Below are 25,152 nucleotides of genomic sequence, written 5' to 3' on the forward strand. Positions count from 1 at the left end.
GGAGAGTAAGGCGTCCCCTTCACCGAGCGCGGATGCTACCCGCAGCGGACATGGCGGGCCACATGCTTGTGGCGTCGTATCCCCGGCTGAAAAGTTTGACGCAGGTGGATGTGTCGTCGGCGCCGACGAGGTACGCCGAAGTGTTGCTGTTGGCCGCTAACGTGGTCGATGCGACCACCCGCTCTGCAGGCGTGACCGCGAGGGATTGCTGCGCGATCCCTACGTGCGGGAGATGCTGCGACATCAGAGTGACTGGTCGTGGCGCAACAGCCGGCAGGATGTCGACCTGGCCGCCAGCGGGCCGCTGCGCGCCACCGTCGAGCACGTCGGCCGTCGTCACGCTACGGTTCTGCCCGACCACACCGGTCGCGCCTGCGAACACTGACCTAACGTCGACGCCTGCCTTGCCCGGCTGGCCTCGGCGCTGCGCTTCGCCGCCGGAAATCAGCCGGGCAGGCCCGGCCGCACCGGCGTAGGCAGGTCCCGGCTCCTGGGTGCACCAGCGTCTCGCCGCGCTGCTGACCGCGACCGACCAGGCGACCACCCATAGCCGATGAGAGCGCGACGAATTGCAACATCAAGTGGCGCTGGTTGTCTCAGTCTATGTTCAAGCCGTCAGTATTCAAGGCGCCAAGGTTGTTCCTCAGGAACCTTCTCGTTTGGTCCTCGTCAGCTATGAACTCGTTGTCATAACGACTGTCCGCCCATGAAGTCTTACCTGTTTCGCGGACACGTAACTCTCCACTCACAATCTGATAGTGCCTATCATTGGTGTTGTTTCTGTCGCTATAGTGAGTCGATGCCTTGAATCCTTCATTCTGATCCAACAGTTGTTGAATCACCTGCTTCGTCAGGCGCAAGGTGCACATCCTTGGGTAATCAGATCAACGCTTGCCGGCGGGGCGTGTCGGAATATTAGTCCAGCGATCGAGAGCCCACCTGGGCAGCTCTGCAGGCTTACGATTTTAGGAGGCCGCTTCGTAACAGCGCTCGCGTTCCTGCTCCCACAACTCGTCGTCACCCAGCGAGGCATACTCGGGCCGCATCTTTCGAGCCAGGCCGTAGAAGCCCGAACTCGGTCGGTTGGTGCTACGGGAGACGACCAACGCGCTCCACAGCGGCTCACCCTTGTCGAACGCTCGACGGGAGACCTTGTCGAGCGGCTGGCTCAGGAAGTCCGGCCTTGTGTCCACCCGCTTCGCGAGGGGGCCATAGCCGATCAGTCCCTTCGCTGTCGCCACACCGAAAAGGATGTCCGCGATTCGGTCGACTCGGTCGACCTCGAACGTCTCAGGCATCTGGTCACGGTAGAACAGGTTCAACCCGCGACGGTTCAGCTGATCCGCCACACTTCTGGCCATCCAGGCCCTTCGGAGCGTCCCCATCTTCGGCTATCACGAGGCCTTGCGAGCCGCCGGTCGCCCTCCGGGCAGTCGCCATGTCGCTGACAGACATACCTGTCAGGGGTGAAGAATCCTGTCGTAGTCTTTGTCGTACCAGCCGTCAGTGTTGTGCTTTTGAAGGGTGCCCGCGACGCGCGTCAGCATCAGGACATCGCCGTTGATGGTCAGGGCGGCGTCCTCGGCCCTGCCGGTGAGGATTTTGGCCACGGCCGCCAGCATGTGGGGCTTGCCCTTGTCGACCAGGGTGTCCTTGCGCATGTAGAAGCTGACGTCGACGTAGGTCTCCGGCTCCCATTCCCACAGACCGCCACCGTCGTCCTCGGCGCTGTAGTAGCCGTGCCGGCCGCCGGTGATGTCCACGACGTACCCGTGCTCGTCGTTCAGGTCGGCGCTGAGCATCCTGCCGCCGGACGCCGTGGACGTCTCGACCGCTCCGGGAGCAGCCAGCTCCGCTACCTGTTCGAGTGGGATGTTGCCCGCCAGCGTCAGCCGGTACTCGACAGCCATCTGCATCCCTTCATCAGTCTCGCCGGATGATCTGAATGATCGCACCGTCGCGCGTTACCGCTGCCAGTTCCTTCAGCCCTTTGATGGGCCAGTCGTGGAACTGCTGGTGCAGGGCGGCGAGGTCTCCTCGCCAGTCGTGGAGGTTCAACATCACGCGTTGGGTCTGCTCCGTGTCAACCTTCCTGGACACGGCGCTCCAGACGGCGCGGGCCGGCACAGGAGCAGTGGGCGCGTAGCAGTCGAACACATGCCCCTCGATGAGGAAATCGGGCGCTTTCTCCGGCCTCCCAGAATCCCCGGTCTCGCGTCGAGCGTCCGCGACCTCCTGCCTCGTGGGGTTCTGGTGAACCCGGTACCCCTTGCTGGCGACCCTGTCGGCACACTCGTTCTCCAACTCCAGGGCACGCCGCTCCCGAGGCTTCTCGTTCGGCGAGATGCGAGTTCGACGTCCGGTAGGTGGCCCGCCGGCGACGCCGGTGGGACGCCTGGCCCACGGGGTTACTGCGTCAGCGTCGGTGGAGACGGTGCCGCCCAGGGTGGGGGCCGTCGGGGATGGGCCGCCGGTGGTAGCAGGGGTAGGGCTGGCCGGTGGATGACCGCCAGCCCCCGTCAGTTTCCCGACGACCCCAACTGCCGGGCCTGCGCGATCGCCGCTTCGACGGCCTGCCGGGCCCCGCCGGTGCGCTGCACGACCAGCACCAAGACCTGCTTGATGGCCTCCAAAGCCTGCAACAGCGGCCCGGGCTGCCCGCCCTGCAGAACCACGGCGACGAGTTGCTGCGCCTCACCGACTCCGGTGATGGCACCAGTCGCCGCGTCACGAGCGGCGTCCACGGCGCTCTGCACCGGTGCCAGCCCGGCGATCGTCTCCTGCGGGGTGGCTTCGTTCGGCACCGCCGCGGTGGCCTTCGTCGCCTCACCGATCGAACCGGCGAGACTTCCCAGGCCGCCCTGGATGCCCGTGATCGCGTTGCGCACCCGCGCCATACCCGCCGCCACCGCGAGGAAGCCCGCGCTGGCGGCCCGCAACGCCACCTCCTGCGCCTGACTGTCGGCGGCGGCTGCCAACCCCTGCGCGCGTTCGACCCCAGCCATCAACGCGCGGAGTTCACCGGCGATCTTCTCGATCTGCGACACGTAGCCGGCATCTCCAATCGAGGGTAATGAAAGTTCTTGATGCCTGAACCTACCGGGCTACTCGCGAGGCAACCAGACCCGTAGAGCGGTCGTTGCCCCAGGCAGCCGCCGCCAGTGAGCACTCGCACAGACGATCGAAGGAACGGCGATGCAGGTGTTCGCGTCGGGAGGATCGGTAGGAAACCCCAAGGCGCAGTGGCCGCCGGCTGCGGCGGGAGACGATCTGCTGGCTGATCCCGCTCACCCCGCGTGCATAGTGCCGCGTCAGGCAAGGTTTGCCTCGCTCCTGTCAGACTGCTCGGGTGATCGTCAGACTCGCGGGGGAGCAAGACTTCCATGGTTTCCTTAGCCTAGCGGCTGAGGTCGAGTGTTGGTTCGGCCCGATGACCGAGGATCTCGGCTTCCATGACGCTGTCCGCAAGCACGTTCGCCGGTCCACGGCGATCGTCGCTGTTGATTCGGGGCCGGACCTCCTGGGTGGGCTGTTGTTCGCGGCGAAGGCCCCGACCTACCACGTCCACTGGCTTGTCGTATCTGAGCAGGCACGGGGAAAGGGCGTCGGCCGTACGCTGATGGCGGAAGCGATGCGCCGGTTTGTGAGGGGCCCCGGCACCGTTGAGGTGGTCACCTTCGGGGCCGATCACCCTGGTGCCTCCGTCAGCGGTGCACGTGTCTTCTACGAACGCCTTGGATTCACCCCTGCCGAAGCCGTCGATCCCGGTCCGGAAGGCGGTTCCCGGCAGGTCTTTCGCCTGGCCGTCACCTGATCAATCGACATTGGCCCGGGACGTCCCCCAGCGGTGCAACGCCCCTCCTTGTTCAACCGATGTAAGGCGTCGCTCGTTCCTTAAGGGCGTGGCCGATACGCAGCCGCATCGAGGGGTGGATGTCCAACTGGTTGAGCTGGGCGGGGGTCACCCAGCGGACCTGACGCGACTCGCTGGAGGTCGTCAGTTTCCCGCCGACGGGTCGGGCTGTGAAGCAGATCGAGAACTGCTGGCGTACTTCACCGTCGTCGTAGGCCATCACGTGGTGGGGGTTGCTGTAGATCCCGACCAGGCCGGTGACCTCCACCTCGATGCCGGTCTCCTCGCGCACCTCCCGCACCACCGTATCGGAGATCGACTCGCCGATGTCGTGGCCACCGCCAGGTAGCGCCCATAGGTTGTTGTCGGTGCGGTGGATCATCAGCAGCTCACCGCGCTGGTTACGCACTGCCGCCACAACCGACGGCACCACGCTGTTGGCAGCTGGCGCATTGGGGTCGTTGAAGTAGTCACGGCGCGCCATCCGTCATCTCCCGTCGAATGCAGCTACCAGCGCATCGATATCGCAGTGAGCTCCGCCCAGCTCAGCTGCATCCTGAGTAGGGTCAGCTTCATGAATGAGGTCCCTGTATGTCTACACCGCTGCGGGCAGTCTGGAGGTCGCGCGGCGGTTGGTGCAGGGCGCAGTGCAGGAGCGGTTCGCGGCTGGTGGCCAGGTCGTGGGGCCGGCCGAGTCAGCCTTCTGGCATGAGGGGTCCTTCGGCACCGGCCAGGAGTGGCAGGTGGTGCTCAGATCCGGTGCCGGAGCGTATCCCGAGTTGGAGAGCTACCTGAGGAAGCATCACGAGTGGTCCAACCCGGAGATCGTCGCGCTGCCAGTGGTCGCTGGCTCACGGCCGTACCTGCAGTGGGTGCGCGGTGTCACCGAAACCGCCGGTGAGGGTGGATGACGCGGCTGCCCTACAACGTAACGCCCGCCGGTAGACCTTGTCTCGACGCTCGATTGGAGGTGAATGGCAGCGGCTGAGCAGCCGCTCTTCAGCAAGGGTCTCCGCAAGGGGAGTTGGTGTGTCGGATGTGAGCCCCGCTGTGCCCGACGGTGTGGGAGCCGGCGTGCACAGCGGTGGTGATGGCGTCGGGTAGCGGGGTGTGGCGGGCGAGGTCCAAGGCAAGAGAGCCGAGGAAGGCGTCGCCGGCTCCGGTGGTGTCGACGACCGGGACGGCAGGTGCCGGCACGGTGCCGGATCCGTGGGGATGGGTGAAGGCTGCGCCGTTGGGGCCTGCGGTGACGACGACGGTACGGGGGCCGAGGCGTTGCAGCGCGGCGGCGGCGTCGAGCGGGTTGCCAGCGGTGGTGCGCAGGATCGCGGCGGCTTCGTGCTGGTTGACCACGAGGACGTCGAGTTCCGCGAGCAGCCGGGGGTCGAGGTCGGGGTTAGGGACGAGATTGCCAACGACGATCGGTGCGCGGCGGTGGCTCAGCAGTGTGGTCACGGGTTCGGGTGGTAGGTCGAGCTGCACGATCACGGCTTCTGCGGCGAGGCCGGCGGTGGCGCGGTGGATATCGTCGGTGGTGAGTTCAGTGGCGGGTGAGAGTGCGAGGGTGATGTAGCTTTCGCCGTCTGGGGTCACCTCGATGATGGCCGCTCCGGTGGTGGCGTCGGGGACGAGCCGGACGCGGCGCGTGTCGACCCTGGCGTCGGTCAGTGCTGTGGTGATCTGGTGGCCCCAGGTGTCTGCGCCGACATTGGCGATCAGGGCGGCGCGCCCGCCACGGCGGGCGGCAGCGATGGCCTGGTTGAGGCTTTTGCCGCCAGCATTGACGGGCAAAGCCGAGCCGATGGCGGTGCGGCCGGGTCGGGCACGGTGGGGTACATGGATGGTCAGGTCGATGTTGGCCCGGCCGACGAAGGCGGCATCGACCCCGCTGCTGTCGGTCACGAGGTCGCTGCGGAAGCGACCAGGGCGGCACGCAACTGCTGCACTGCGGGCTCGGTGGGAAACGCCGCGAGCTGACGGCCTGCGATCGCGACCTCGCGTTGGATTCGTACCGAGCGGGTGAGGTTGGCCAGGTTGAGCGCGGCGAGGGCGGCGGCAGCGGCCAGCCCGGGTTCATCGGCGGCAGCATGGGCGAGGGCGGTGCGCGCCAGATAGCGGCCCCGTTCACGTCGGTACGTTTCCGGCCACGCGTCGAGAGCCTGGCCGAAACACCGGACGGCGGCGCCGGGGCGGCCCAGCCGAAGCCAGCCCTCGCCCTCCTGCGCACTGATGTACGCCGTGGTGCAGAACGCACCGAGCCCACCGCCGTCTGTTCCGGCGGCGACAGCGAGGTGGTGGGCCTCGTCGATGGCGGCCCGGAACGAGCCAGTGTCACCTTCGACCGTGTGCCCGTGGGCGCGCTGCACCGCCGCGAACGCGCGCACCTGCTCCCGGATGCTGCCAGCGCGCTCGGCGGCACGGGCCAGCCCGAGTACGCGGTCCTGGTCGGCGGCGTCGATGGCCCGCTGCGCCATGCGAGCGAAGACGTAAGCGGTGAACTCCATGTCGCCAGCTTCTTGAGACATGGTCAACGCTTGGGCGAGCCACCATTCGCCGGCGTCCCGATCGCCCATATCGTCGCTGAGCCAGCCGGCGAATTCTGCCCACCGGGCCTCGGTACTCAACAGCGCGTCGCGCAGGCTGCCCTGTGCGGCCCGGCGGTAGCCAGCGATGTGACCGAGCTGCTGTCGGGCCGTTGGGAGGATCGCCGCGGCGCCGACCCGGTTGTCAGATTCCACAAGCACCGACCGCAGTGCCGCAAAGTGCTCCACGACGGCCGGATCAACTTGCGCCGCCCGTGTCGCTGCGGGCAGCGGTTCCGCACTCGCCAGGGACGCCACCACACTGCCGGGGACCGCCTGCAGAAGAGCCCGGCGGCTGACCTGAACGTGCCGTCCTCGCCCGTCTGCCACAGTCACCAAGATATCTGCCTCCCCTGCGGGCTGCCCGTTCGTGTCGGTCACCAGGGTGGTGCCGGCTGCAGTCAGAGCAGTGGCGAATGCTGCTGCTCCCCTGGCCCGGCGGTACTTCTGTTCAATGGCCGCGACCCGGTCGTACCCGGCGGTGAGGGCGCCGTCGGTGTCGAGGACCTCGTCGCAGCGTCTCCAGAAGGCCCGGTCCGGGTGCTGGCGTCCCACTTCGGTATTCGCGATCGTGCTGCGGCCGGTAAGGATCCTGGGTGCCAGTGAGTGCTGGGTGTGACCGGCCGCCTTGCGGTACGCGGCCAACTGCTGGCCAAGCGCGCGCCACGCTTCGCTCACGTCGTGCGGATCTGCCACCGTCGCCTCCCCGCGGCGATCGCACCTCGGCTGGCTGAGTGAGATGATCGGGTGCCAGTCAGAGGCGGCCTTCGATGTGAATCGCTACCCTACCGTGCGGTCGCGCCTGCGTAGGTCCGTCAACCCGCCGTTGCTGGCAGCGGCTTTCGTCGCGAGCGGTGGCCCACCACGGCCGGGCGGGGCGTCAGCGGTGTGTCGATCCGCGCCAGAGTGCGCAGGCCGCCACTGCGCCTGAGGCCTTCGACCGTCACGGCGGTCGGTGGGCCAGGCGGTCACGGTCGTTCTACCGGCTGAGTGTGATTGAGACGCAGGTGTTGGGCGAGGTAATCGCCCAACGATGTCGCGTGCGGAAGGTCTGGGTCGCTGGTGGGGCCGGCGGGGACATAGCGGGTGTGGCGTAGCTCGTCGACGAATACGGCTGTGGGTGTTCCGCAGCGCAGACCGGTAGTGATCGCCATGGACAGGGCGTCGGTTAGTCCGGCCAGGGTGGAGCCGTGCTTGCCCATCCTCAGGTCGACGTGGGTGAGGGCGCCGCTGGCTGCTGCGGCTGTCATCAGGCGTCCGGGGACGCCGTCGATCATGAACTGGCGGGTGACGCCGGCTGCGCGTTGAGGCATGAACGTTTCGCTCATCGTGGTCGTGGTCCTCTCTTGTGAAGTCCGCCTTAACGCGCCGTCGGGCGGCTCGTCCGTGTCGGGGTTTCGGGGCGACGTGTGCGGGCGCGCTTGGTCAGCTGGTCGTCGCAGCGGCCGGAGAAGTGTCGGCCTTGCGGGCGCAGTGCCGGCAGCGTCGTGGGCAGGGCGTTTGTGGTGTGGCGCTGGTGAGGCCGCTGGCATGCAGGATCGTGGTGACCGTCTGCTCGAGGGTGTGGGGTTCGGGGATGATGGTTTCGCCGGGAACGTTGAGTAGGTCTCGGTGCGTGTACCAGCGGCGCATCTCGTCTGCGGTGACGGGGATCGGTTCGTCTCGCTTGAGGTGGCGGCGGATGGTCTCATCGATGGACACGTCCAGGTAGAACACCGCGGCCGGACCCGGGTGGTTGTCGATGAGCTGGTGCAGCACGGCGGCGTAGCGTTCGGTGTGCAGGATGCCTTCCAGGATGACGTGGTAACCCAGGTCGAGGGCTGTGCGGGCGGTCGCGGTGATGAACGTCGGGGCTACCGGGTCGATGTGGGCGATGTCGTGTTCGCGGAGCAGGGTTCGGCGGAGGTAGTCCTGCTCCAGCAGCGCGGCCCCGCGTCCGTAGCGGCGCCGGACCTCGCGGGCAGCCGTGGTTTTCCCGCTGCCGGAGTTGCCCCGAATAATCACCAACGTGGGCGCGGGATCGGTGGTGTGCGGTTTGTCCATCTGGTGGTCCTTCAGGCGGAGGCGGGTTGGCGGGGCAACGTCGTAGCGTGCGCGGTGGTGGTGTCGTAGCCGGCGGCTTGGAGAGTGAACAGTTCGGCGTACCGGCCGTCGGCGTCCATCAACTGGTCGTGGGTGCCGGTCTCGACGAGGCGGCCGTGGTGCAGGACGTAGATGTGGTCGGCGTGGCGGACGTTGGCGAGCCGGTGGGTGATCAGGATGGTGATGCCGGTGCCCTGCCGGTCGCGGATGGCCTGGAAGAGGGCGTCTTCGGCGCGGGGGTCGAGGGCGGAGGACGGCTCGTCCATGATGAGCACGTCGGCGTCGCGCAGGAACCCACGGGCGGCGGTGATGCGTTGCCACTGGCCGCCGGAGAGGTCCTGGCCGCCGGCGAAGGTCCGGTCGAGCAGTGTCTCGTACCCGTGGGGCAGGTCGGTGATCATGTCGTGGGCGACGGCGCGGGTGGCGGCGGCCTCGATCCGGTCCTGCTCGGTCGTGGTGGTGATGTCGCCGATGGCGATGTTGGTGGCGGCGGTGAAGGGCCACTTGTGGTATTCCTGCGTGACGACGCCGATCCGGGCTCGTAGCGCGTCGGTGCTCCAGTCGTCGCCGGGCCGTCCGTTGTAGTGGATGGTGCCGCCGGTTGGGGTGCGGAGGGTGGCGATCATGGTGGCCAGGGTGGACTTGCCGGAGCCGTTCTCCCCGACGAACGCCACGGTCTGCCCGGCGGAGACGGTCAGGGTCACCCGGTCCACGGCCGGGTTGTCGCGGTCGGGGTAACGCAGGCTCACCGCGTCGACGGCGATCTCCCGCAGCCGCTCCGCGACCGGCGCACCGGCGGCCCGGTCGGTGGGCGGTGGCAGGTAGTCGGCGGCGCGGGTCATGAAGCCGGTGTAGTCGCGGAAGTGCTGCCCCTCGGTGTAGACGCGGTCGACCTGGAAGGTGACCACGGCCAGCGAGCGTTGGGCGGACTGGACGGCGATCACGCAGGTCGCGGCGGCGGCGAGTGGGATCTGACCGTCGACGAGCAGGAGGCCGAGCAGGACGTAGACCACGGCGGTGGCGATCCCGCCGATCATCGCGCCGACGGTGGTGGTCGTGGTGACCCGGCGGGCCAGCCCGAGTTGAATCCGGGTCTCGACGTGCATGACCCGGTCGTACTGGTCGAGCAGGAAGTCGCGCAGCCCGTAGGAGCGCAGTTCGGGGGCGGAGTCGCGTTCGGCCATCAGCCGGTGCAGCAGCCACAAGCGGCGGCGGCGTACGGACCCGGCGGCGTAGGTCTGGTAGCGCAGGTGCCCGGCCCGCAGTGCCGCCCACCCGTTCGGCACGGTCGCCACGAGCAGGGCGAGCAGCAGCAGCGGGTGGACCACCACCACGGCGACCGCGACGGCGATCACGCCGGCCAGGCCCGCGAGGAGGTTCATCGACGCCTGGACCAGGGCGGTGGTGGAGTTCGCGCCGCGGGAGGCGCGTTCCATGTCGTCGGCGAACGCGTCGGCGTCGAACGCCTCCAGCCGTACGGCGGTGGTGACCTCGAACAGGCCTCGTTCGACCTCCCGGTCGACCTTCGGGGTGAGGCCGTTCTGCGCGTACCCCATGGCGGTGGCCATGCCGGCGCGCAGCGCGGTGGCCGCCGCGAGCGCGGCCAGGGCGGGTAGCGCGGCCACCACCTTGTCGGCGGTCGGTCCGCCGGCGAACAGCTCCACCAGTACCCGCTGTGCGGCGAGGAGCCCGAACGCGGACATCACGCCCGCGACCACCGTCGTCGCCGCTACCACCGACGTGCGTGCCCGGTCGGCACGCCAGCTCACCGTTAGCGCGGCCCAGACCAGTCGGGGCAGTTCGGAGAAGACGGCGAACAGGCCGGCTTGCGCTCGCGCCCGCACACCGGTCTCCCACCACACCTCCCGCAGCTCCGGCAGCACCGAATCCCGCTGCGTTGGTGCGGTACGGGTGGGTGTGCGGTCGGGGTGGTCGGTTTTCGGCATGGCGGTACCTCCCGAAGGTGAGCACGGTGGGCAGTGGTGGTGTCTCGACGCAATCGGCGGCAGCGGAGGTGTCCCGTCGGCGTTCCCGGCTGGCGCAGCCGACGCTTCACCCTCCCTGGAGGCGCCCGGTAGGTCTTCGGTCAGGTGACCCGGACGCCGTCTTCGAGGTAGTAGCTGCGCCCGTCAGCACGGGCGTTCAGCGCCTCGGTGATCCGGCGGGTCAGCAAGGGCGGTAGCCGCTGGGCGGCCTCTGGCGGGTCGGAGAAGGCCCAGCTCTTCAACTCGCTGGGCGGCACCACGATCCGTTCGTGTACGCGGGGTTCGAGGGTGCCGCCGTCGTAGACGGCCATGATGCCCTCGGTGCGCCCGGCGCGGGCCGGCACCCAGTCCATGACGAGTAACCGACCGGGTGCCAGGTCAAGGCCGAGTTCCTCCCGGCACTCCCGGATCGCGGCCTGGTAGGGCGACTCGTCAGCCTCGACACAACCGCCGGGAATCTCCCAGCCGGCCTTGTAGGCCGGCTCGACCAGCAGAACCCGGTCGTCTGGGTCGGTGATCAGCAGCCCGGCGGCCATCCGCTTGCGGGGCAGGCCAGCGGTGATGTCGCGGCGTTCGGAGGGCATGCAGGGACCGTAGGACGCTGGCCGGTCGACACGCCCGCAGCGCCGTGCGCCGACATTGTCGGCAGATGCCGACACAACTCCGACACCATGCCGACCATGTCCTCGTCGCAGCCCTGCCTCGTTGATGCCAGCACCGTGACCTGGGTTTTCATGACCCGGCGGCACCGCAGCGGGGAGTTCGCAGGGGCCAGGAAGTGTCACCGGGAGCAGCTACGGTGTCGGCTCATCGTGACTACGGCGACTGGGGTGGAGCGATGGTCGACCTCGACGAGATCACCGCAGCTCGCCGTGCGCTCGGCCGCCATCTGGCCCGCCTGCGTAAGGATGCCGGCCACACCCAGTATGGGTTGGCCCGGCTCGTGCAGTACGGACGCAGTTCGGTGGCGAACACCGAAACCGGCCGCCAGCATCCCGAACGATCCTTCTGGTCCCGCTGCGACACGGTGCTGCGCACTGGTGGCGTGCTGACCGCGGAATTCGACCGCATCGCCGATCTGGACCACCAACACCGCCACCGTCCGGCGCCCCCACCCGCTGACCCCGGCCCTGCTGTCGACGCGGCGGCCGTGTGGTGGGAGCACGAGCGGCGCATCACCGCCCGCCGATCCGCGCTGACCGTGACGTCCGATGACGACGCACGGCTGGCGCACCTGGAGCACGAAGTGCAGCAGGCGATCGGTGACAACGAACGGCTCCCGCCGGCCACGCTCGTGGCCCGGTTGCGTCCCCTGCGGGTCAGCGTCGACCAGCTGATGGCCGCCCGGCAGCACCCACCGCAACGCGCCCGGCTCTACACCGCAGCCGCCCACCTGTCCGGGCTCCTCGCCGCCCTCGCCCTGGACCTGCGCGCCTTCCCGGTCGCCCACGCCTATGCCGCCGAAGCCTTCGACCTCGCCCATGCTGCTGGGCAACCCGACATGCAGGCCTGGGCCCGCGCCACCCAAAGCCTGGTCGCCTACTACACCGGCAAGCACCGCGACGCACTCGCCTACGCCGAAGACGGCCTGCGCCACGCTGGCACCGGCCCGCACCGCATTCGCCTCACGATCAACGGGCAGGCACGAGCGCTCGCCCACCTCGGCGACCGCCGGGGTGTCCACCAAGCCGTGGAACGTGCGTTCGCACTGCTACCCGAACACGCAACGGGCGAGCAGGTCAGCACCAGCCTCACCCTCGGCCCGTACTGCCCGACCCGGGCCGCCGCCAACGCGGCGACGGCCTACCTGGTTCTCGGCGACCCCACCGCCGTCGTCGACCAGCTCACCGCCGCTGTCGCGGCGTTCGACGCGGCGCAGCTGCGCGGTCCGCAGGCGCTCAGCCGCCTCGATCTGGCCACGGCCCACGCGCGGACGGGCGACCTCGACCACGCCGCTGGGCTGGCGCTGGAAGCACTCAGCCTCACCGCCGAGTACCGCTTCGAATCGGTCTACCAACGCGCTCGTCAATTCCTCGCCGCCGCCCGCCCCTTCGGCCGTCACTCGCGACTACAGGACGTCGCGGACCTGTTCACCGAATTGACGCATCCCGGCAGCCCGCCACCACCGGGCCTACGATCACCGACATGAGCAGCCAGGAATTGGCCAGCTTGCGGCAGCGGTGGACCGCCTACCGGGACCTGGCCGTACTCACCGAGCACTGGTACTGGCGTCCCGGCTGGCGCGCCCGCCGCCACTTCTACACCTGGCACCTCACCTTCCAGGAACAGCCCGACCTCCACCGCCTCGTCACCGACCTTCAACACCAGCTCCAGTTCCCCGGACTGGACCTGGTGCCGATCGACGGCCTGCACCTGACCATGCAGGGCCTCGGCTTCACCGACGAGGTGCCCGACGGCGACATCGAAGCGATCGTCACCGAAGCCCGGCAACGGTGCGCCGGCCTGCCGCCGCTGGACCTGTCCCTCGGCCCAGTCGACCCCGACGCCGAAGGAATCGGCCTGCTCGTCCGACCCTGGAGCCCCGTCGAACGGGTCCGCGCCGCGATCCGGGCCGCGATCGCCGCCGTGTGGCCGACCGTCCCCGAACCATCTGACGGGTGCCGGCCCCACGTCACGATCGCCTACAGCGGTGCGCCCGCACCCACCGCCCCCATCCGCGACCGGCTGGCCGAGCTGCGTGACCTGCCGGCAGTGACAGCGACGATCAGCGAGGTGTCACTGATCGCCGTGCAGCGGGAACACCGCACCTACCGATGGTCGACGCAGGCAACAGCACCCCTGAGCGGACGAGGCCCCCGACATGCTGAAGCGCAGGCAGCTCGTGGCGATCAGTGACTTGGACATCTCAAGGGAGCTTTTGGCCTACCTCGAGTGCTATCCGGACGACGCCGTGTCGCTGTCCGAGCCGGTAAAGCTGCTGGCTGAGGGAGAGGGTTTCGCTTCCCGGCGAAACTTCTCGATGCATGTAACTGTCGGTGCCCTCCTGGTCCGCAGCGGCACCGAAGTGCTGCTTATCGATCACCTGGCCTACGGGATTCTCTTGCAGCCCGGAGGACACCTTGAGCCGACCGACTCCACGTTGATCAGTGCGGCGGTGCGTGAGCTGGTAGAGGAAACCGGTGTTGATCCCAGCGGACTCGTCACAGCATCGCCGATGCCGGTCTACGTCGAGTACGGCAGAGTTCCGGCGCGGCCGGCGAAGGACGAGCCGGAACACCTCCATCTCGACTTCGGCTACTCGTTCTTGACGACGCAGGCGGATGTGGGGCGTATCCAAGAATCGGAGGTGGGAGGTGCGGCGTGGTATTCCCTCTCCGTGGCTGAGCGGCTTGTCGGCCCTCGCATCGCGCGGGCGATGACCGCATTGACATGAGGCGGATGACGGCCCAGCAGCCGTCACGTTTACTCATCGCCGCTCATGCTGAGGCCGGCGGTTGCCCGACCGCGACAGGCAGACCGCCGGCAGAGTCGTACTCCGTCAACTTTGCCAATAGGCGAGGACAATCAGGTCTGGGAGCGTGGGGGGATGGCGGGTGCGGTCATGGTCAGGTATCGGTAGCCGATTTCGGTGAGCCTGTCGGCGTCGAGGCAGTGTCGCCCGTCGAGGACGAGCGGTGAGCGCATGGTGGGGGCGAACTTGGCCCAGTCAAGGTCGCGGTAGTGCGACCACTCGGTGGCGACCACGATCGCGTCGGCGTCGTCGAACACGTCTTCGACGCGGTCGGCGAGGTGCTCGGCCAGGATGGGCTGTTCGCGACGGAAGCGATCGGCGGCGACGGGGTCGTGCAGGGTGATCCGGGCACCGCGTTCGAGGAGCAGGTTCGCGATGTCGATGGCTGGTGAGTCGCGCAGGTCGTCGGTGTCGGGTTTGAACGCGAGGCCGAGGATGCCGATCTTGCGGCCCTTGATGATGTGGAGTTCGTCGAGGAGCCGGTCGACGACCTTGGTGCGCTGGCGGTGGTTGACGTCGCGGGCGGCGGTGACGATCGGCATGGCGAGGTGGTACTCGCTGGCGGTGGCGATGAGCGCTGCGGTGTCCTTGCCGAAGCAGGATCCGCCCCAGCCGATGCCGGGGTTCAGGAAGCGGGGGCCGATGCGGGCGTCGAGGCCGGTGCCGCGGGCGACTTCGCGGACGTCGGCGCCGACCTTGCCGGCGATCGCGGCGATCTCGTTGATGTAGCTGATCTTGAGGGCGAGGAAGGCGTTGGCCGCGTACTTGATCAGCTCGGCCGAGGCCAGGTCGGTGGAGACCAGCGGCACGGCGCTCATGCCGGCAGGGCGGGGCAGCACGGTGGGCGGGGTGAAGGACTGGTTGAGAATGGGTCGGTAGAGCTGGTTGAGGAGATCCAGGCTCTTCTGATTGTCGGAGCCGATGACGATGCGGTCCGGGTAGAGGGTGTCGGCGAGCGCGGTGCCCTCGCGGAGGAACTCGGGGTTCGAGGCGACGGCGAATCGACCGTCGGGGCGGTGGCCGTGGTGGCGTTCGTACGCTTCGCGCAGGATCGCGTCGACCCAGTTGCCGGAGCCGATCGGGACGGTGCTCTTGTTGACCACGACGGTGAAGTCGCCACGCAGGTGTTGGGCGACGCTCTCGGCGGCGGATCGCAGGTACTGCAGGTCGGGGTTGCCGTTGTCGAGTTGCGGGGTCTGCACGGCGATGAACACGACGTCGGCGTCGGGTACGCCGACGGCGTATTCGGTGGTGAAGTTCAGGTGGGAGGACGCCTGCTCGAGGAGCGCTTCCAGATGTGGCTCGTAGATCGGGCAGTGGCCCCCGCGAAGGGTGTCGATCTTCTGCTTGTCGAGGTCTATGCAGGTGGTGTCGTGGCCCAGGAAGGCCAGGCTGACGCTGGTGGTGAGACCGACGTATCCGGTGCCGACAACACAGACCTTCATTGAGCGTTTCCTCTCGCCATGAACGATACCCACGCGTGGTGACCCGGACTGGGACGTCAGCAGTGCCACTGACCAGCGACTTCGGCGCGCCACCATTCTGCTGCGGTGGTCGGCCGGCCTGAAGGCCGCAGCCCGCCTGCTGCCCGCCGGAATGATACCGACCGAAGGCGGGCGGCGGGTCGTGTCGGACTGGACATTCGGGTCAAGAAGCGGAAGCGGCTCCGCTGCTGTTCATATGTCCGAGCAGGGCGTCCTTCTGCCCGAGATAGTCCCGGTTATCGGGGGTGACGAAACCGGAGAGTGGGACACGGTCGACGGTGATTCCTGCGGTATGGAGGGCGTCGATCTTGTGAGGATTGTTGGTGGCGAGTCTGGCTGAAGTGACGCCGAGCCAGGCCAGGACGCTTGCGGCGGGTCGGTAGTCGCGGGCGTCGGCGGGTGCGCCAACGGCGGCGTTTGCGGCAACGGTGTCGTAGCCCTCGTCCATGAAGGCGTAAGCGCGGATCTTGGCAGCAAGCCCGATGCCGCGGCCTTCGTGGCCCAGCATGTAGAGCAGGATGCCGTAGTCGGATGCCCCGATCATGCGCAGGGATGTGGCCAGCTGGGGGCCGCAGTCGCATTTGAGGGATCCGAGCAGGTCACCCGTGGCGCAGGCGCTGTGAATCCGTACCAGCGGATGCTGTTGGGCAGCGGGCTGAGGGCGGTGGACGGCGGCGAGGACCTCCTCACGGCCGGTCTCAGGGCCGAAGACATGCAGTTGGAAGTGTCCGTACGCGGTAGGGAGGTCACAGCTGGCGAGCCGAACGGTAGTGGTCATCTCGTCTCCTTCGCAGCGGTGCTGTCGGGTGTGGGCTTGTGGGCGATGAGCAGGACGTGTTCGGACATGCCGAGGAGTGAGGGTTCTGCCTCGACCCGGCGGATCGCCCGCAGCAGGAGGTCGCGGCGGTGTGGGTCGCGGAGGCGATCGGCGAGGTCGGGCAGCAGTTTGGCGGCGCCTTCGACCGCGAGCAGGACGTGCGGGCGCAGGCCCGCGGTGGTGGCTTCTGCCGCGAGGTCATTTGGGTTGTGGAAGTAGCCCGTGGTGAACAGCCGTCGATCACCGGTCGGGTTGCGGTGTTGGCCGTCGCGAAGATGCCGGGCCAGGATCGCCTCCACCGCCGGGTCGTCGTAGAGGTTCTTGGCGAGGTACTCCCAGGTGGTGTAGTAGCGGGACGTCGCTGAGGCGGCGACCACGCCGCCTGGGACGAGTACGCGGTACGCCTCGTCCCAGGCGCGGGCGCGGTCAGCGGCGTTGGTGAGGTGATACAGCGGACCGAGCAGAAGAACGGCGTCGCAGCTGGCGGAGCCGAGCGGCACCTGGCGCGCGTCCCCGGGCGAGATCGAGGCCAGCGGCGACTCGGCGCGGGCGGACGTGGTGGCGGCTTGCTCCAGGTGCAGCGGGACAGGGTCCACGAGGTGGACGCGGTAGCCGTCCGCGGCCAGCTGAAACGCGTACGCGCCGGGTCCTCCGCCGACGTCGGCAACCGTTCCGGCTGGGGGAAGGTGGCGGGCGAGGATGTCGCGGGTGCGCAGGTACTCGATGTGGCGGCGCGGGTCGCTCAGGCGTCCCTGCTCGGCCCCGTGGGCGTAGAAGGCGAGGACCTCCGGAGTGATGCTGGGCGCTACGGTCACGTCGGGAGGGTGGAGATTCATGCTGCTGCCTCCGGCGCGCCATGCTCCAGGTCCGCGAGGAAGCCATCCTGGAACTGTCGACGCAGGCGGGTCTGCTGTGCCGACATGATCGGGCCGCGGAAGCGGTCGAGGATCGAGGCGACGCCGCCGCCGATCGCCGGGCTGCTGCCGATGGCGCTGAGCAGCTTGAACTGCATCACGAGGTAGACCGGCGGACATTCACCCGATCTACCGAGTCGCGCTGGGGACCAGAATCCGAGGTGGTAGTCCAAGCCGGCCAAGGTCAGGCACCGGTTCGCGAGATCCATGTTCGTTCGCAACAGGGCCATCTCGTGGGCGGTGATGTCCCGGAGTAACGCCCTCAGCATGACGAGACCTTGCCGGCCGGCTTCGGATAGCCAGGTGAGGTTGTTCAGGTTCGCCGCGACCTGGCCGGGCGGCAGCAGCCCCGGCCGAGTCCACGGAAGCGACGCCGCCGGGCTGCCGGTGAAGCACTCCCGCAGCTGCGCGTACGCGCCGGCGGCCACCTCATGAAGTTGGACGAGAAGGCGCGCGCAGGCGGTATCGAGGAGGAAGTCCCAGTCCGGAAGAGCGATCTTGAATCCGAGTGGGCCACCAGCAGCGGACAGATCTGCATCACCCGCCAGATGGCAGCCGGCGGGCAGCGGCTGCGTACGGGATGCGTCACGCATGACCTGGGCCGCCAGGTGCGCGATGGGGTCCACCAGCGCTCGTCGTCGGTTGAGGTCGTCTACCTCGCCCAGCGGCACGATCGAGGCGTCGCGGTAGGCGCCGGCGGGCCAGCAGTTGAGGTGCCAGTGCATCCGCTTGTCCCACCACTGCCCGTTGTCGCGGTCGACCGTGTGCGGGTCGTGGTTCGTGCCGATCATGAGCTGCGCCCCGTCAAGGTCGAACCGGCGCCGAGTCGAGGAGGCGTCGACGTAGCCGACGAACTGCCTACAGAACTTGAGCAGCGCCGTCAGCATGGGCTCGGGGACATCGCTGACCGACGACGCGATCACTCTGTCGTCGCCGACTGTGGCAAGCAGCATCATGTCGTAGACGCTGTGCGGGAACGCCTTGTCGATGAACGCGAGCCGGTCCCCGGATCGTCCGGCGGGATACTCGCGCAGGATGTGGGCGCCGTAATGGTCGCGGTAGTGCGGGCTGAGGTTGCGCACGTCCGGTGGCGGCGCGGCGAATCTCGGCATCGGAAGGCTGGGAATGACCGGCAACGTCATCGCCGACGCCGGGTAGAGCGGCCCGAACCGGTCCGCGACCGGGCGACGAGTCGTGACGGCGGTCATGCCGGCATTCCGGACGCGATGGCGTCGCCGGCGGCAACGCCCATCATGGCGGCCTGCACGATGCCCTGGGCGATCCCTGCGGCGTCTCCGACCACGTAGATCGGCAGGCCCCGCACCTTGCAGTCCTCGTCGACCGGGACCCGGTCCCACAAGAACTCGACCTCAGGCCCGATCACGAGAACATCGTCGACAAGGTCATCCACGGACAAGCCTGCGTCGGCGTGGTCCAGGATCGAGCCCATGACCCGGCGGAGGCTTTCGATAAGGCTGACGTGCTCGGCGTCGGTGAACAAGCTGTCAAGCCGGGCGGTAGTCAAGTCCTTGACGGACGGCTCGAACGTCACTGCCGCAGCCAACTCCGGCCAACTACGCGGCTCGGCCGTCTTGTTCATGAACGCGCGCAGACTCTGCGCCACCGGCCGGCCTCCGCTGAGCTGCCAGTAATCGGACAGGATCTCGCCCCGGACTTCGGTGCTGGTGCCGGGTCTGGAGAGCTGGCACAACAGCCCGAAGTTGGCTGCCAGCGAACGTCCCCCGGGACGGCGTTCACTCGTTTCGTGCCCGTCGAGAGTGATCACCTCCCGCCCGAAGGAGCGCTGGTAGTTGGTGAACTTGATCCGACCACCGTTCGGGCCGCCGCAGAAACAGAACGTCTTCGTCTTACGGTCCACCCGCTCTAACTGGGTGATCTTCAGATCGGGGTGCTCAACGCCGATCGCGGCCAGCACCTCGGCCCTCGTCTCGAGACGTACGCCGAGCGACATGTCCGGGGCGATCGTCTGCACCCCGAACGCCGTTAGGAGGTTGTGAGTGGTGGTCACCCCGTGCCGGCCCGTGGCCAGCACCAGACGTGCCGTCTCGACGGTGACGAGGCCACCGTGGGTCGCTACCGCCAGCGTCAGGCGGTCCCCCTCCAGGGCGGCGGTGACAAGTTCCGACTTCTCCCAGACGGCCAGAGCGTCGTTGCGGAAGCCGTGCAGCGCCGTGAGCATGTCCCGGACCTGCGTCTCCCCCAAGACCGCGACCGGGTACTCCCGGATGGCCAGGCCGTTCCCGGCAAACGCTTTGATGACTGGCGCGCCAAGCCTCGTGCCACTCAGAGTGGGTGGCTCTGGCAGTGGAGCGGTCAGGAACTGGAACGCGCGCTCGCACAGTTCGTCCGCGCGGTCCTCACCGAAGTGATCGACCAGGCGGCGGCCGGACGGCAGCAAGCTCAACTTCACCCCGTCTCCGTAGTGCACACAGCCACCAAAGCCACTGATCACGTTGCAGATCCCGGCGCACCCCGTGCAACGCAGCCCTCGGTCGACCGGGCACGGCCGATTCCGCATCCCCCGCCCGGCCTCCAACAGCAGCACCCGCAGGCCCTGGGCCTGGCGCACGACCTCGTGGGCACAAGCCAGACCACCTGGGCCAGCGCCGACGACGACGACATCGAAGAACATTGCGGACATTCCTTCCAACACTCGCAGGCGATCGGGAGCCAACAGCCATCCCCGCCGCCGGACGCGCTGCATGTCCGTGGCTGGATCAGCAAATCGGCAGCAGCCGCGGCCAGCGCGATAATCACCACGTAGGGCAGCGAAGGTGCCGTCCGGACAGCTATGCGCGGACGATCCGTCCGGGGGCCTTTCGGGGAAGGCTCACTCACAGTCGCCGACGTCGGGTGTTGTCGGACAGGCATGTCATCGGACTATGACAATCCACCGACACCCGCTGCCGCGACCGCATCCGCCGCTTGGCCCTTTCGGTCCGACCGCGAGCCCGAAGCGCTCGGCAGGGTTAGCTGCTCGTGCCCGTGCGACGATGGATCTATGAACCACAGCAGCGCCGGCTTGGTCATCTGGGACGTTGACGGGACGCTCATCCCCGCGGACTTGCGCTGGCTGACGCGCGCGATCGCTCGTGCGTACGGCATCGCGCAGTCCGAGGTTGTCTTCCCTGACAAGAAGGTGCATGGGTATACGGACGAGTCGATCGCCGTGGACACCGCGATCGCTTCGGGCGTGGACCCATCATCCGCGGAGGCGGGCATACCCGCCTTCCGTCAGGCCATCGCCACGGTCATGCAGGAGGGTCGGCAGGAGTTGGCTGAGGTCCAGCCGCCGTATCCAGGTGCTGCGGCGAGCATCGCGAAGCTGCACGAACGTGGCTTCGTCCAGACCGTGCTGACCGGCAACCTGCGTTCGGCCGCCGAGGTGAAGCTGGAGGTGGCGGGCTTGGACGATTTTCTTGATCTTCGCATCGGCGGGTTCGGGTCGGACGCGCGAGATCGCTTCCAGCTTCCGGCAGTCGTAGCTCAGCGCTACTCCGCGATCTACGGTGATCCGCTCGATTCCGCTCGAGCGATCGTTATCGGGGATGCGCCCAACGATATCGCTTGCGCACGTCACGCCGACTTTCGCGTCGCTGTCGTCGCTCACCGGCTTGGGCGTCGAGAGCTGGCATCCTACGAACCTGACGTGGTACTCGACAGTCTCGACCCGACGACTGTGGTGGCAGCCGTCAGTTCGCTGTTGAGTGCGGGCGGGACGCCGGCTGCTCGTTAGGCGGCCATCTGCTCCTCGAGTTCGAGGACAAGCGGCTCGTCGCGCCATCGGTCCAACCGTTGTCGAGCTCGTTGGGCTCGAGCGATGCCTCGATGGTTGCCACCCGCTTTCAGCTGGTCGTAGGTGGCGCCAAGCAGGGTGCAGGATCGTTCGAGTTCGCCGGCGTCGGCGTAGGCGCTGGCGAGGTCTACGGCTGCCGCCAACGCGACGTTGGCGTTGGCGTGGTCGTGTTGCAGCATCTGTACCGCACTTTCCAGCACGGTCACCGCCTGGTGGGCCTGACCGAGCAGGAGATGGCACGTGCCCGCGTAGACGTGGAGGCGGGCGCTGCTCCAGTCGCTGTAGAGGCCGACACAGTCAGCGGGCGACAAGTCGTTGACCGCTTCTTCTGCCCGCTTCAGGGCCGCCGTGGCCTCGCGAGGAAGTCGCAGGGCCGCGAAGGCTTGGGCCTGCTCGGCAGCTACTCGCGCCCGTGCGGGTGGACTGAGATCGGTGGACGCGCGGGCGGCCTCATCGAGTAGCCGCAGGCCAATCATGATGTCACCGTCTGCGTCGATCAGTGTGGCGGCTTCGGAGTGGAGGTTGCTCTCGAAGATGCGTGCCGTTGCGCTGATCCTGCGGCTGCCAAGCCTGTCGCCGAGCTGACGGGCGTAGGCACAGTGAGCGAGCGCGAGGGCACGGTTGCCCTGCGCGCTCCACAGCCTGCTGGCGACGATCGAGGCTTCGGCGAGCATCGCTCCGATATCAGCGCGGACGGGAGCACGACCCGCTTTGCGATACAGCGTCGACAGGCAGTCACGGTGGGCCTCGATCAGACCCAGTAGCGCCTCGGGTGACACGGCCTGGCGCTGCTGGGCCAGCATGCTGGTGAGTGTGGAAAAGCTGTTCCACTCGCCCATCAGGTAGTCCGTTCCCGGCGTGCGGGCGAGCGCCTCCGCAGCGGTGGAGGACGAGGGCTCAGCAGCCACCTGGCACGCCGTAGGGGCGGCCGTGCCGCTCAGCAAGTGCCGGTTGCTGGCGAGCCGGATGCGATCGTATTCCCGGACCAGTCTGCCGCCGGTGCCCAACACCTCGTCGCTTCGGGCCCAGAAATCGCGGCCCACGCGCTGCCGGCCGGTCTCCACGTTCGCGATCGTGCTCCGTCCATAGCTCACCCGCGGGGCGTACGCCTCCTGCGTGTAACCAGCGGCTTTGCGGCTGCGAGCCAGCATCTGACCAAGAGCGATCCATGCCTTGGCCACGTCTTGTGGTGGCACGCTCGACATCAGCAGCTCCCGATGGGTACGAACGCTCGCGCGAGGCGAGGCAGGTTGGCGTGGGAGCACTGTAGTGCAGTTCTGTGATGCGTCAGCTACTCAGCGGCTTCATCCAACACTCTTCCGACAAAGTTCCGACATTGGCCTCACGGTCGTCCGAACTCGCGTGACCTCCGATGCTCGTATGCTTCCTGCTCGTGACCCACGAGCCGGCCAACAATGATCATGAAGTTGAAGCCAAGTACCGCGTCGATGACCTGCAGAGGTTGATCACGGCGCTCGCCCGGCGGCAGGTCGTGTTGACGGAGCCGTCGGTCCAGGACGACCAGGCGTACGCACCAGCCGGCTGGTCGTACGGAATGTCGAAGGTCGGTGTGCCGTTCGCGCGCCTTCGCACGCAGGAGGGGCGTCATCTGTTCACGGTGAAGAAGCCGATCGACAACGAGATGGCGTGCCTGGAGCACGAATGCGTGATTCTCGACCGCGACGCGATGCATGCTGCTCTCGCCACGATGGGCTGGGTGCCAACGGTGCGGATCGTTAAGCAGCGCCGAGTCGGCGATTGGGACGGCGCGACGGTATGCGTGGACGTCGTTGACGGGCTCGGCGCGTTCGTCGAGGTGGAGCGGGTGGTCAGCTCCCAGCACTCAGGTGAACAGGTGCAGCACGGACTCGACGCGATGATTCGCTCACTCGGTGTGCCAGTACGGCGGGTTGTGGACACCTACGACACGTTGATCTGGAATCTGACGAGCGCGGCCGTGAGGACGTCGGCCCCGTTCCGAGGTGGGGGGTCGAGTCCACGGATGTTGCCGCCCCGGCTGTGACGGCTGGAGACCTGGGCCGCCGCGCTCGACTGGCTTCAGGGGAACTGCAGGAGTGGCACGTCGTAGAGGTCGGCTTGGCGAACACGCGTCATCGTTGGCTCGAGGATCTCCACGATGATCATCTCGGTGAGGAACTGGACGGTCGCGGCGAGCAGGTGGCTGGTGTGGGCGGTGGCGCTGTGCGCTTTCAAGCCCACGGTGAGGTGGATGTGCGGCTGGATGGTCTCGGTGTCGGGGTCGTAGGCGAGGGTGCCGCCACCGAGGGCTTCGATGTTGGTCAGATGGACCTTGGACCAGACCGGGGCGTCGGGGTTGTCGAGGCGTTCGCAGGTGCCGACGATGTCCGCGGTGGCGAGGCCGGCGATGAAGGTGGGGATGTAGCCCTGGCGGATGTCGTGGGCGCGGCAGGTGCGGTCGAGGGCTTCGTAGAAGTCTTCCCCGTGGTCGAATACCGCGACGATGGTGCGGCCGGTGACGACTTCGCGGCTGCGCAATAGGGGCTCCTTCGAGTTCGGTCGGCGTGCGGTGAGAGCTGGGTGCCACCGGGAGGATCGTGTCGCGTGGCGCCGGTGCCGGCCTATTGGCGAGTGAGGATGGTAAGGGTGTCCTCGAAAGTGCGGGCAAGGCTGGCGAGCACGGCCTGTCCCTTGGCTTCGGTGGCCAGTGATGGTTGCCCGACTACTCCGGTGCTCGTGTAGGCGGTCATGCCGAGCGTCAGGAGGTGTGGCCGTTCCGTGAGGTGGTCGGCGGTTCCGAAGCCCGGACCGACGGTGTGCGGTGCGGCGTGGAGCAGGATAGACGTTTCGATCTCTCCGGCGTGCATGTCGTCGTGGGTGGTGCTGTGCAAACCGGCGTCGTGGCGTGCTTGGTCCCAGTCCTGGCGACCTGGGAACAGTGCGAGGCGTGGCCGGTCGGTGTTGGCCTCTTGGACGATGTTGGACAACACGTAGTTGCCGCCGTGCCCGTTGACGAGCACGAGACGATCGATGCCTTGCTCGTGGAGGGACGCCACGACGTCGTTGATGATGGCGGTGAGGGTGGTCGAGCTGAGACTGACAGTTCCTCGCCACGCGGCGTGCTCGTGAGAGCAGGACAGAGTGATTGGCGGAAGTAGGAACAGGTCGTAACGTTCCGCGAGCGCGGTGGCGATGGCGCTGGCCACGATGGTGTCGGTGGCGAGCGGTAGATGCGAGCCGTGTTGTTCGAAGCTGCCGATGGGGAGGACGGCGACCGACGCTTGGCGGCGCGCTTCGTCGGCTGCCGTGGCGATCGTCCAGAGGGTCACGCGCCTATTCTGCCGCTCGTCTAGGGGTGCGTGAGATCCAGCAAGCCACGATGTTGCCAGTACCGGAACCCCGACCACCGGCGGCCGGTGCGTCGATGTCGGCGCTATGCGCCAAGTGGTCAGTGAGACCCTCAAGGCGAGGCTGGTTCAGGTAGGCGGCGGCTGCCAGGTGAGGCAGTAGCCCAGGGCCGACATGGAGGTAGTCGAAGCGATATCCGTTTCCGGCACGACCCATCCAGCTGTGTGCCTGCACGTCGGGGTGCAGAGTTCGGTGGACGTCGCAGAGCCCGAGTGTGGCGAGGCCGTCGAGGAAGTCGTACTCGAAGGGTCGGAAGCCGGGGTAGCGGGGTTGGTGGTCGCGGCTGATGACGTTGTAGTCCCCGCCGACCACCAGATGCGTGCTGTCAGGCGTGGGTAGTCGGGCCAGGGTGTCGGTGACGGTGGTGAGGAAGGTCCGCTTCTTGGCGAGCTTGGCTGGTGCCCGGTCGCTGGAGGGGACGTAGAGGCCGAGGATCGTAACGGCAGGGTCGGTGTCGAGGGTGACGGCGGGTGCCCGGCCGGGCAGGCTGATGCCCGCGGTGAGGTACGGGGCAGGGCGGGTCGGGATGCGGCTGGCGATGGCGCAGCCGCGGTCGCCGTCAGTCGAGGGCTGGTGGGCGATGGACATCCCGGCTGCCCGCAGGCCGGTGAGCAGGTGCCGGGTGCCGGGTCCGTTGCTGGTTTCGGTCAGGATGATCACGTGGTCATCGCGTTGCAGCAGCCAGGTGAGGAGCTTCTGCGCGCGGGCGAGCGCGGCGGCCTGCACGTTGATCGTCAGAATGGACAGCACGGTGAGCCT

General features: G+C 67.8%; 28 protein-coding genes. 7 read left to right on the forward strand and 21 right to left on the reverse strand.

From position 1 onward, the window contains the following. Nucleotides 1-19: 19 nt before the first annotated feature. From ACN267_RS21010 to ACN267_RS21030, 5 genes are all read right to left on the reverse strand, one after another. Complete coding sequence (locus tag ACN267_RS21010) at nucleotides 20-544, reverse strand: hypothetical protein (protein ID WP_421489430.1); 525 nt, start codon at nucleotides 542-544, stop codon at nucleotides 20-22. A gap of 421 nt (nucleotides 545-965) precedes the next feature. Then, the gene (locus ACN267_RS21015; RefSeq protein ID WP_152748165.1) at nucleotides 966-1,298 is read right to left on the reverse strand and encodes a hypothetical protein; all 333 of its coding nucleotides are present in this window, start codon (nucleotides 1,296-1,298) and stop codon (nucleotides 966-968) included. A gap of 162 nt (nucleotides 1,299-1,460) precedes the next feature. After that, nucleotides 1,461-1,910: a SitI3 family protein gene (locus ACN267_RS21020; RefSeq protein ID WP_421489431.1), complete on the reverse strand. Its 450-nt coding sequence runs from the start codon at nucleotides 1,908-1,910 to the stop codon at nucleotides 1,461-1,463. A gap of 13 nt (nucleotides 1,911-1,923) precedes the next feature. Further along, nucleotides 1,924-2,310, reverse strand: a complete 387-nt coding sequence (locus ACN267_RS21025; protein ID WP_421490464.1) for a hypothetical protein — start codon at nucleotides 2,308-2,310, stop codon at nucleotides 1,924-1,926. A 209-nt stretch (nucleotides 2,311-2,519) separates the two neighbouring features. Continuing rightward, nucleotides 2,520-3,047, reverse strand: a complete 528-nt coding sequence (locus tag ACN267_RS21030; protein WP_421489432.1) for a DUF6244 family protein — start codon at nucleotides 3,045-3,047, stop codon at nucleotides 2,520-2,522. 383 nt (nucleotides 3,048-3,430) lie between these two features. On the opposite strand from ACN267_RS21030, the gene ACN267_RS21035 reads away from it, so the two are divergent. Further along, a complete protein-coding gene (locus tag ACN267_RS21035; RefSeq protein WP_421489433.1) occupies nucleotides 3,431-3,814 on the forward strand; it encodes a GNAT family N-acetyltransferase in 384 nt (127 codons plus the stop codon). Nucleotides 3,815-3,866: 52 nt separating this feature from the next. Here ACN267_RS21035 and ACN267_RS21040 read toward each other — a convergent pair whose 3' ends face one another. Continuing rightward, nucleotides 3,867-4,337, reverse strand: a complete 471-nt coding sequence (locus tag ACN267_RS21040; RefSeq protein ID WP_387257115.1) for an NUDIX hydrolase — start codon at nucleotides 4,335-4,337, stop codon at nucleotides 3,867-3,869. 94 nt (nucleotides 4,338-4,431) lie between these two features. On the opposite strand from ACN267_RS21040, the gene cutA reads away from it, so the two are divergent. Continuing rightward, nucleotides 4,432-4,764 carry a divalent-cation tolerance protein CutA gene (gene cutA, locus ACN267_RS21045; RefSeq protein ID WP_421489434.1) on the forward strand — a complete coding sequence of 111 codons (333 nt, stop codon included), beginning with the start codon at nucleotides 4,432-4,434 and terminating at the stop codon, nucleotides 4,762-4,764. Between the two features lie 88 nt (nucleotides 4,765-4,852). Here the strand turns inward: cutA and ACN267_RS21050 are convergent, their stop codons facing one another. The 6 genes from ACN267_RS21050 to ACN267_RS21075 form a co-directional block, all read right to left on the reverse strand. Next, complete coding sequence (locus ACN267_RS21050) at nucleotides 4,853-5,755, reverse strand: PfkB family carbohydrate kinase (RefSeq protein ID WP_421489435.1); 903 nt, start codon at nucleotides 5,753-5,755, stop codon at nucleotides 4,853-4,855. After that, nucleotides 5,752-7,131 carry a helix-turn-helix domain-containing protein gene (locus ACN267_RS21055; protein WP_421489436.1) on the reverse strand — a complete coding sequence of 460 codons (1,380 nt, stop codon included), beginning with the start codon at nucleotides 7,129-7,131 and terminating at the stop codon, nucleotides 5,752-5,754. The genes ACN267_RS21050 and ACN267_RS21055 overlap by 4 nt, the downstream gene beginning before the upstream one ends. A 272-nt stretch (nucleotides 7,132-7,403) precedes the next feature. Further along, nucleotides 7,404-7,763 carry a hypothetical protein gene (locus ACN267_RS21060; RefSeq protein ID WP_421489437.1) on the reverse strand — a complete coding sequence of 120 codons (360 nt, stop codon included), beginning with the start codon at nucleotides 7,761-7,763 and terminating at the stop codon, nucleotides 7,404-7,406. A 97-nt stretch (nucleotides 7,764-7,860) separates the two neighbouring features. Beyond that, nucleotides 7,861-8,478, reverse strand: coding sequence for an AAA family ATPase (locus ACN267_RS21065; protein ID WP_421489438.1), 618 nt, complete (start codon nucleotides 8,476-8,478; stop codon nucleotides 7,861-7,863). A gap of 11 nt (nucleotides 8,479-8,489) precedes the next feature. Beyond that, a complete protein-coding gene (locus ACN267_RS21070; RefSeq protein ID WP_421489439.1) occupies nucleotides 8,490-10,463 on the reverse strand; it encodes an ABC transporter ATP-binding protein in 1,974 nt (657 codons plus the stop codon). Between the two features lie 140 nt (nucleotides 10,464-10,603). Further along, complete coding sequence (locus ACN267_RS21075; RefSeq protein ID WP_421489440.1) at nucleotides 10,604-11,086, reverse strand: NUDIX domain-containing protein; 483 nt, start codon at nucleotides 11,084-11,086, stop codon at nucleotides 10,604-10,606. A 254-nt stretch (nucleotides 11,087-11,340) separates the two neighbouring features. Here ACN267_RS21075 and ACN267_RS21080 point away from each other — a divergent pair, with 254 nt between their 5' ends. From ACN267_RS21080 to ACN267_RS21090, 3 genes are read left to right on the forward strand one after another with little or no spacing between them, the layout of a single operon-like run. Then, a complete protein-coding gene (locus tag ACN267_RS21080; RefSeq protein ID WP_421489441.1) occupies nucleotides 11,341-12,651 on the forward strand; it encodes a helix-turn-helix domain-containing protein in 1,311 nt (436 codons plus the stop codon). Next, nucleotides 12,648-13,358: a 2'-5' RNA ligase family protein gene (locus tag ACN267_RS21085; protein WP_421489442.1), complete on the forward strand. Its 711-nt coding sequence runs from the start codon at nucleotides 12,648-12,650 to the stop codon at nucleotides 13,356-13,358. The genes ACN267_RS21080 and ACN267_RS21085 overlap by 4 nt, the downstream gene beginning before the upstream one ends. Further along, on the forward strand, nucleotides 13,324-13,896 hold the full coding sequence (locus tag ACN267_RS21090; protein ID WP_421489443.1) for an NUDIX hydrolase: 573 nt from the start codon (nucleotides 13,324-13,326) through the stop codon (nucleotides 13,894-13,896). Before ACN267_RS21085 ends, ACN267_RS21090 begins: the two co-directional genes overlap by 35 nt. A gap of 131 nt (nucleotides 13,897-14,027) precedes the next feature. Here ACN267_RS21090 and ACN267_RS21095 read toward each other — a convergent pair whose 3' ends face one another. The 5 genes from ACN267_RS21095 to ACN267_RS21115 all read right to left on the reverse strand — a co-directional run bounded on the left by ACN267_RS21095 (nucleotide 14,028) and on the right by ACN267_RS21115 (nucleotide 19,842). Further along, nucleotides 14,028-15,419 (reverse strand): UDP-glucose dehydrogenase family protein, encoded by a 1,392-nt coding sequence (locus tag ACN267_RS21095; protein ID WP_421490465.1) that lies wholly within the window; start codon nucleotides 15,417-15,419, stop codon nucleotides 14,028-14,030. Nucleotides 15,420-15,621: 202 nt separating this feature from the next. Further along, nucleotides 15,622-16,236: a GTP cyclohydrolase II gene (locus ACN267_RS21100; RefSeq protein ID WP_421489444.1), complete on the reverse strand. Its 615-nt coding sequence runs from the start codon at nucleotides 16,234-16,236 to the stop codon at nucleotides 15,622-15,624. After that, nucleotides 16,233-17,090, reverse strand: a complete 858-nt coding sequence (locus ACN267_RS21105; RefSeq protein ID WP_421489445.1) for a class I SAM-dependent methyltransferase — start codon at nucleotides 17,088-17,090, stop codon at nucleotides 16,233-16,235. The genes ACN267_RS21100 and ACN267_RS21105 overlap by 4 nt, the downstream gene beginning before the upstream one ends. Before the next feature lie 17 nt (nucleotides 17,091-17,107). After that, the gene (locus tag ACN267_RS21110; protein WP_421489446.1) at nucleotides 17,108-18,397 is read right to left on the reverse strand and encodes a hypothetical protein; all 1,290 of its coding nucleotides are present in this window, start codon (nucleotides 18,395-18,397) and stop codon (nucleotides 17,108-17,110) included. Further along, nucleotides 18,394-19,842: an FAD-dependent oxidoreductase gene (locus ACN267_RS21115; protein ID WP_421489447.1), complete on the reverse strand. Its 1,449-nt coding sequence runs from the start codon at nucleotides 19,840-19,842 to the stop codon at nucleotides 18,394-18,396. Before ACN267_RS21115 ends, ACN267_RS21110 begins: the two co-directional genes overlap by 4 nt. Before the next feature lie 369 nt (nucleotides 19,843-20,211). On the opposite strand from ACN267_RS21115, the gene ACN267_RS21120 reads away from it, so the two are divergent. Continuing rightward, a complete protein-coding gene (locus tag ACN267_RS21120; RefSeq protein WP_421489448.1) occupies nucleotides 20,212-20,946 on the forward strand; it encodes an HAD family hydrolase in 735 nt (244 codons plus the stop codon). Here the strand turns inward: ACN267_RS21120 and ACN267_RS21125 are convergent. After that, nucleotides 20,943-22,211: a helix-turn-helix domain-containing protein gene (locus ACN267_RS21125; RefSeq protein WP_421489449.1), complete on the reverse strand. Its 1,269-nt coding sequence runs from the start codon at nucleotides 22,209-22,211 to the stop codon at nucleotides 20,943-20,945. The two genes, ACN267_RS21120 and ACN267_RS21125, sit on opposite strands and share 4 nt — an antisense overlap. Before the next feature lie 188 nt (nucleotides 22,212-22,399). On the opposite strand from ACN267_RS21125, the gene ACN267_RS21130 reads away from it, so the two are divergent. Then, the gene (locus tag ACN267_RS21130) at nucleotides 22,400-23,029 is read left to right on the forward strand and encodes a class IV adenylate cyclase (protein WP_421489450.1); all 630 of its coding nucleotides are present in this window, start codon (nucleotides 22,400-22,402) and stop codon (nucleotides 23,027-23,029) included. A gap of 35 nt (nucleotides 23,030-23,064) precedes the next feature. Here the strand turns inward: ACN267_RS21130 and ACN267_RS21135 are convergent, their stop codons facing one another. The 3 genes from ACN267_RS21135 to ACN267_RS21145 form a co-directional block, all read right to left on the reverse strand. Further along, nucleotides 23,065-23,523 (reverse strand): PPC domain-containing DNA-binding protein, encoded by a 459-nt coding sequence (locus ACN267_RS21135; RefSeq protein WP_421489451.1) that lies wholly within the window; start codon nucleotides 23,521-23,523, stop codon nucleotides 23,065-23,067. A gap of 83 nt (nucleotides 23,524-23,606) precedes the next feature. Continuing rightward, nucleotides 23,607-24,314, reverse strand: a complete 708-nt coding sequence (locus ACN267_RS21140; protein WP_327023067.1) for a creatininase family protein — start codon at nucleotides 24,312-24,314, stop codon at nucleotides 23,607-23,609. 4 nt (nucleotides 24,315-24,318) lie between these two features. Next, nucleotides 24,319-25,143, reverse strand: coding sequence for an endonuclease/exonuclease/phosphatase family protein (locus tag ACN267_RS21145; protein WP_421489452.1), 825 nt, complete (start codon nucleotides 25,141-25,143; stop codon nucleotides 24,319-24,321). Between the last annotated feature and the right edge of the window lie 9 nt (nucleotides 25,144-25,152).

Source organism: Micromonospora sp. WMMD734 (genome assembly GCF_049178975.1).
Taxonomy (GTDB): domain Bacteria; phylum Actinomycetota; class Actinomycetes; order Mycobacteriales; family Micromonosporaceae; genus Micromonospora; species Micromonospora wenchangensis.

Excerpts from the sequence above, each read along its gene's own strand:
- ACN267_RS21065 (WP_421489438.1), bottom strand. The coding sequence starts at position 8,478 with ATGGACAAACCGCACACCACCGATCCCGCGCCCACGTTGGTGATTATT.
- ACN267_RS21080 (WP_421489441.1), top strand. The coding sequence starts at position 11,341 with ATGGTCGACCTCGACGAGATCACCGCAGCTCGCCGTGCGCTCGGCCGC.
- ACN267_RS21075 (WP_421489440.1), bottom strand. The coding sequence starts at position 11,086 with ATGCCCTCCGAACGCCGCGACATCACCGCTGGCCTGCCCCGCAAGCGG.
- cutA (WP_421489434.1), top strand. The coding sequence starts at position 4,432 with ATGAGGTCCCTGTATGTCTACACCGCTGCGGGCAGTCTGGAGGTCGCG.
- ACN267_RS21120 (WP_421489448.1), top strand. The coding sequence starts at position 20,212 with ATGAACCACAGCAGCGCCGGCTTGGTCATCTGGGACGTTGACGGGACG.
- ACN267_RS21100 (WP_421489444.1), bottom strand. The coding sequence starts at position 16,236 with ATGACCACTACCGTTCGGCTCGCCAGCTGTGACCTCCCTACCGCGTAC.
- ACN267_RS21110 (WP_421489446.1), bottom strand. The coding sequence starts at position 18,397 with ATGACCGCCGTCACGACTCGTCGCCCGGTCGCGGACCGGTTCGGGCCG.
- ACN267_RS21125 (WP_421489449.1), bottom strand. The coding sequence starts at position 22,211 with ATGTCGAGCGTGCCACCACAAGACGTGGCCAAGGCATGGATCGCTCTT.
- ACN267_RS21015 (WP_152748165.1), bottom strand. The coding sequence starts at position 1,298 with ATGCCTGAGACGTTCGAGGTCGACCGAGTCGACCGAATCGCGGACATC.
- ACN267_RS21095 (WP_421490465.1), bottom strand. The coding sequence starts at position 15,419 with ATGAAGGTCTGTGTTGTCGGCACCGGATACGTCGGTCTCACCACCAGC.
- ACN267_RS21040 (WP_387257115.1), bottom strand. The coding sequence starts at position 4,337 with ATGGCGCGCCGTGACTACTTCAACGACCCCAATGCGCCAGCTGCCAAC.
- ACN267_RS21070 (WP_421489439.1), bottom strand. The coding sequence starts at position 10,463 with ATGCCGAAAACCGACCACCCCGACCGCACACCCACCCGTACCGCACCA.
- ACN267_RS21060 (WP_421489437.1), bottom strand. The coding sequence starts at position 7,763 with ATGAGCGAAACGTTCATGCCTCAACGCGCAGCCGGCGTCACCCGCCAG.
- ACN267_RS21115 (WP_421489447.1), bottom strand. The coding sequence starts at position 19,842 with ATGTTCTTCGATGTCGTCGTCGTCGGCGCTGGCCCAGGTGGTCTGGCT.
- ACN267_RS21090 (WP_421489443.1), top strand. The coding sequence starts at position 13,324 with ATGCTGAAGCGCAGGCAGCTCGTGGCGATCAGTGACTTGGACATCTCA.
- ACN267_RS21085 (WP_421489442.1), top strand. The coding sequence starts at position 12,648 with ATGAGCAGCCAGGAATTGGCCAGCTTGCGGCAGCGGTGGACCGCCTAC.
- ACN267_RS21020 (WP_421489431.1), bottom strand. The coding sequence starts at position 1,910 with ATGGCTGTCGAGTACCGGCTGACGCTGGCGGGCAACATCCCACTCGAA.
- ACN267_RS21035 (WP_421489433.1), top strand. The coding sequence starts at position 3,431 with ATGACCGAGGATCTCGGCTTCCATGACGCTGTCCGCAAGCACGTTCGC.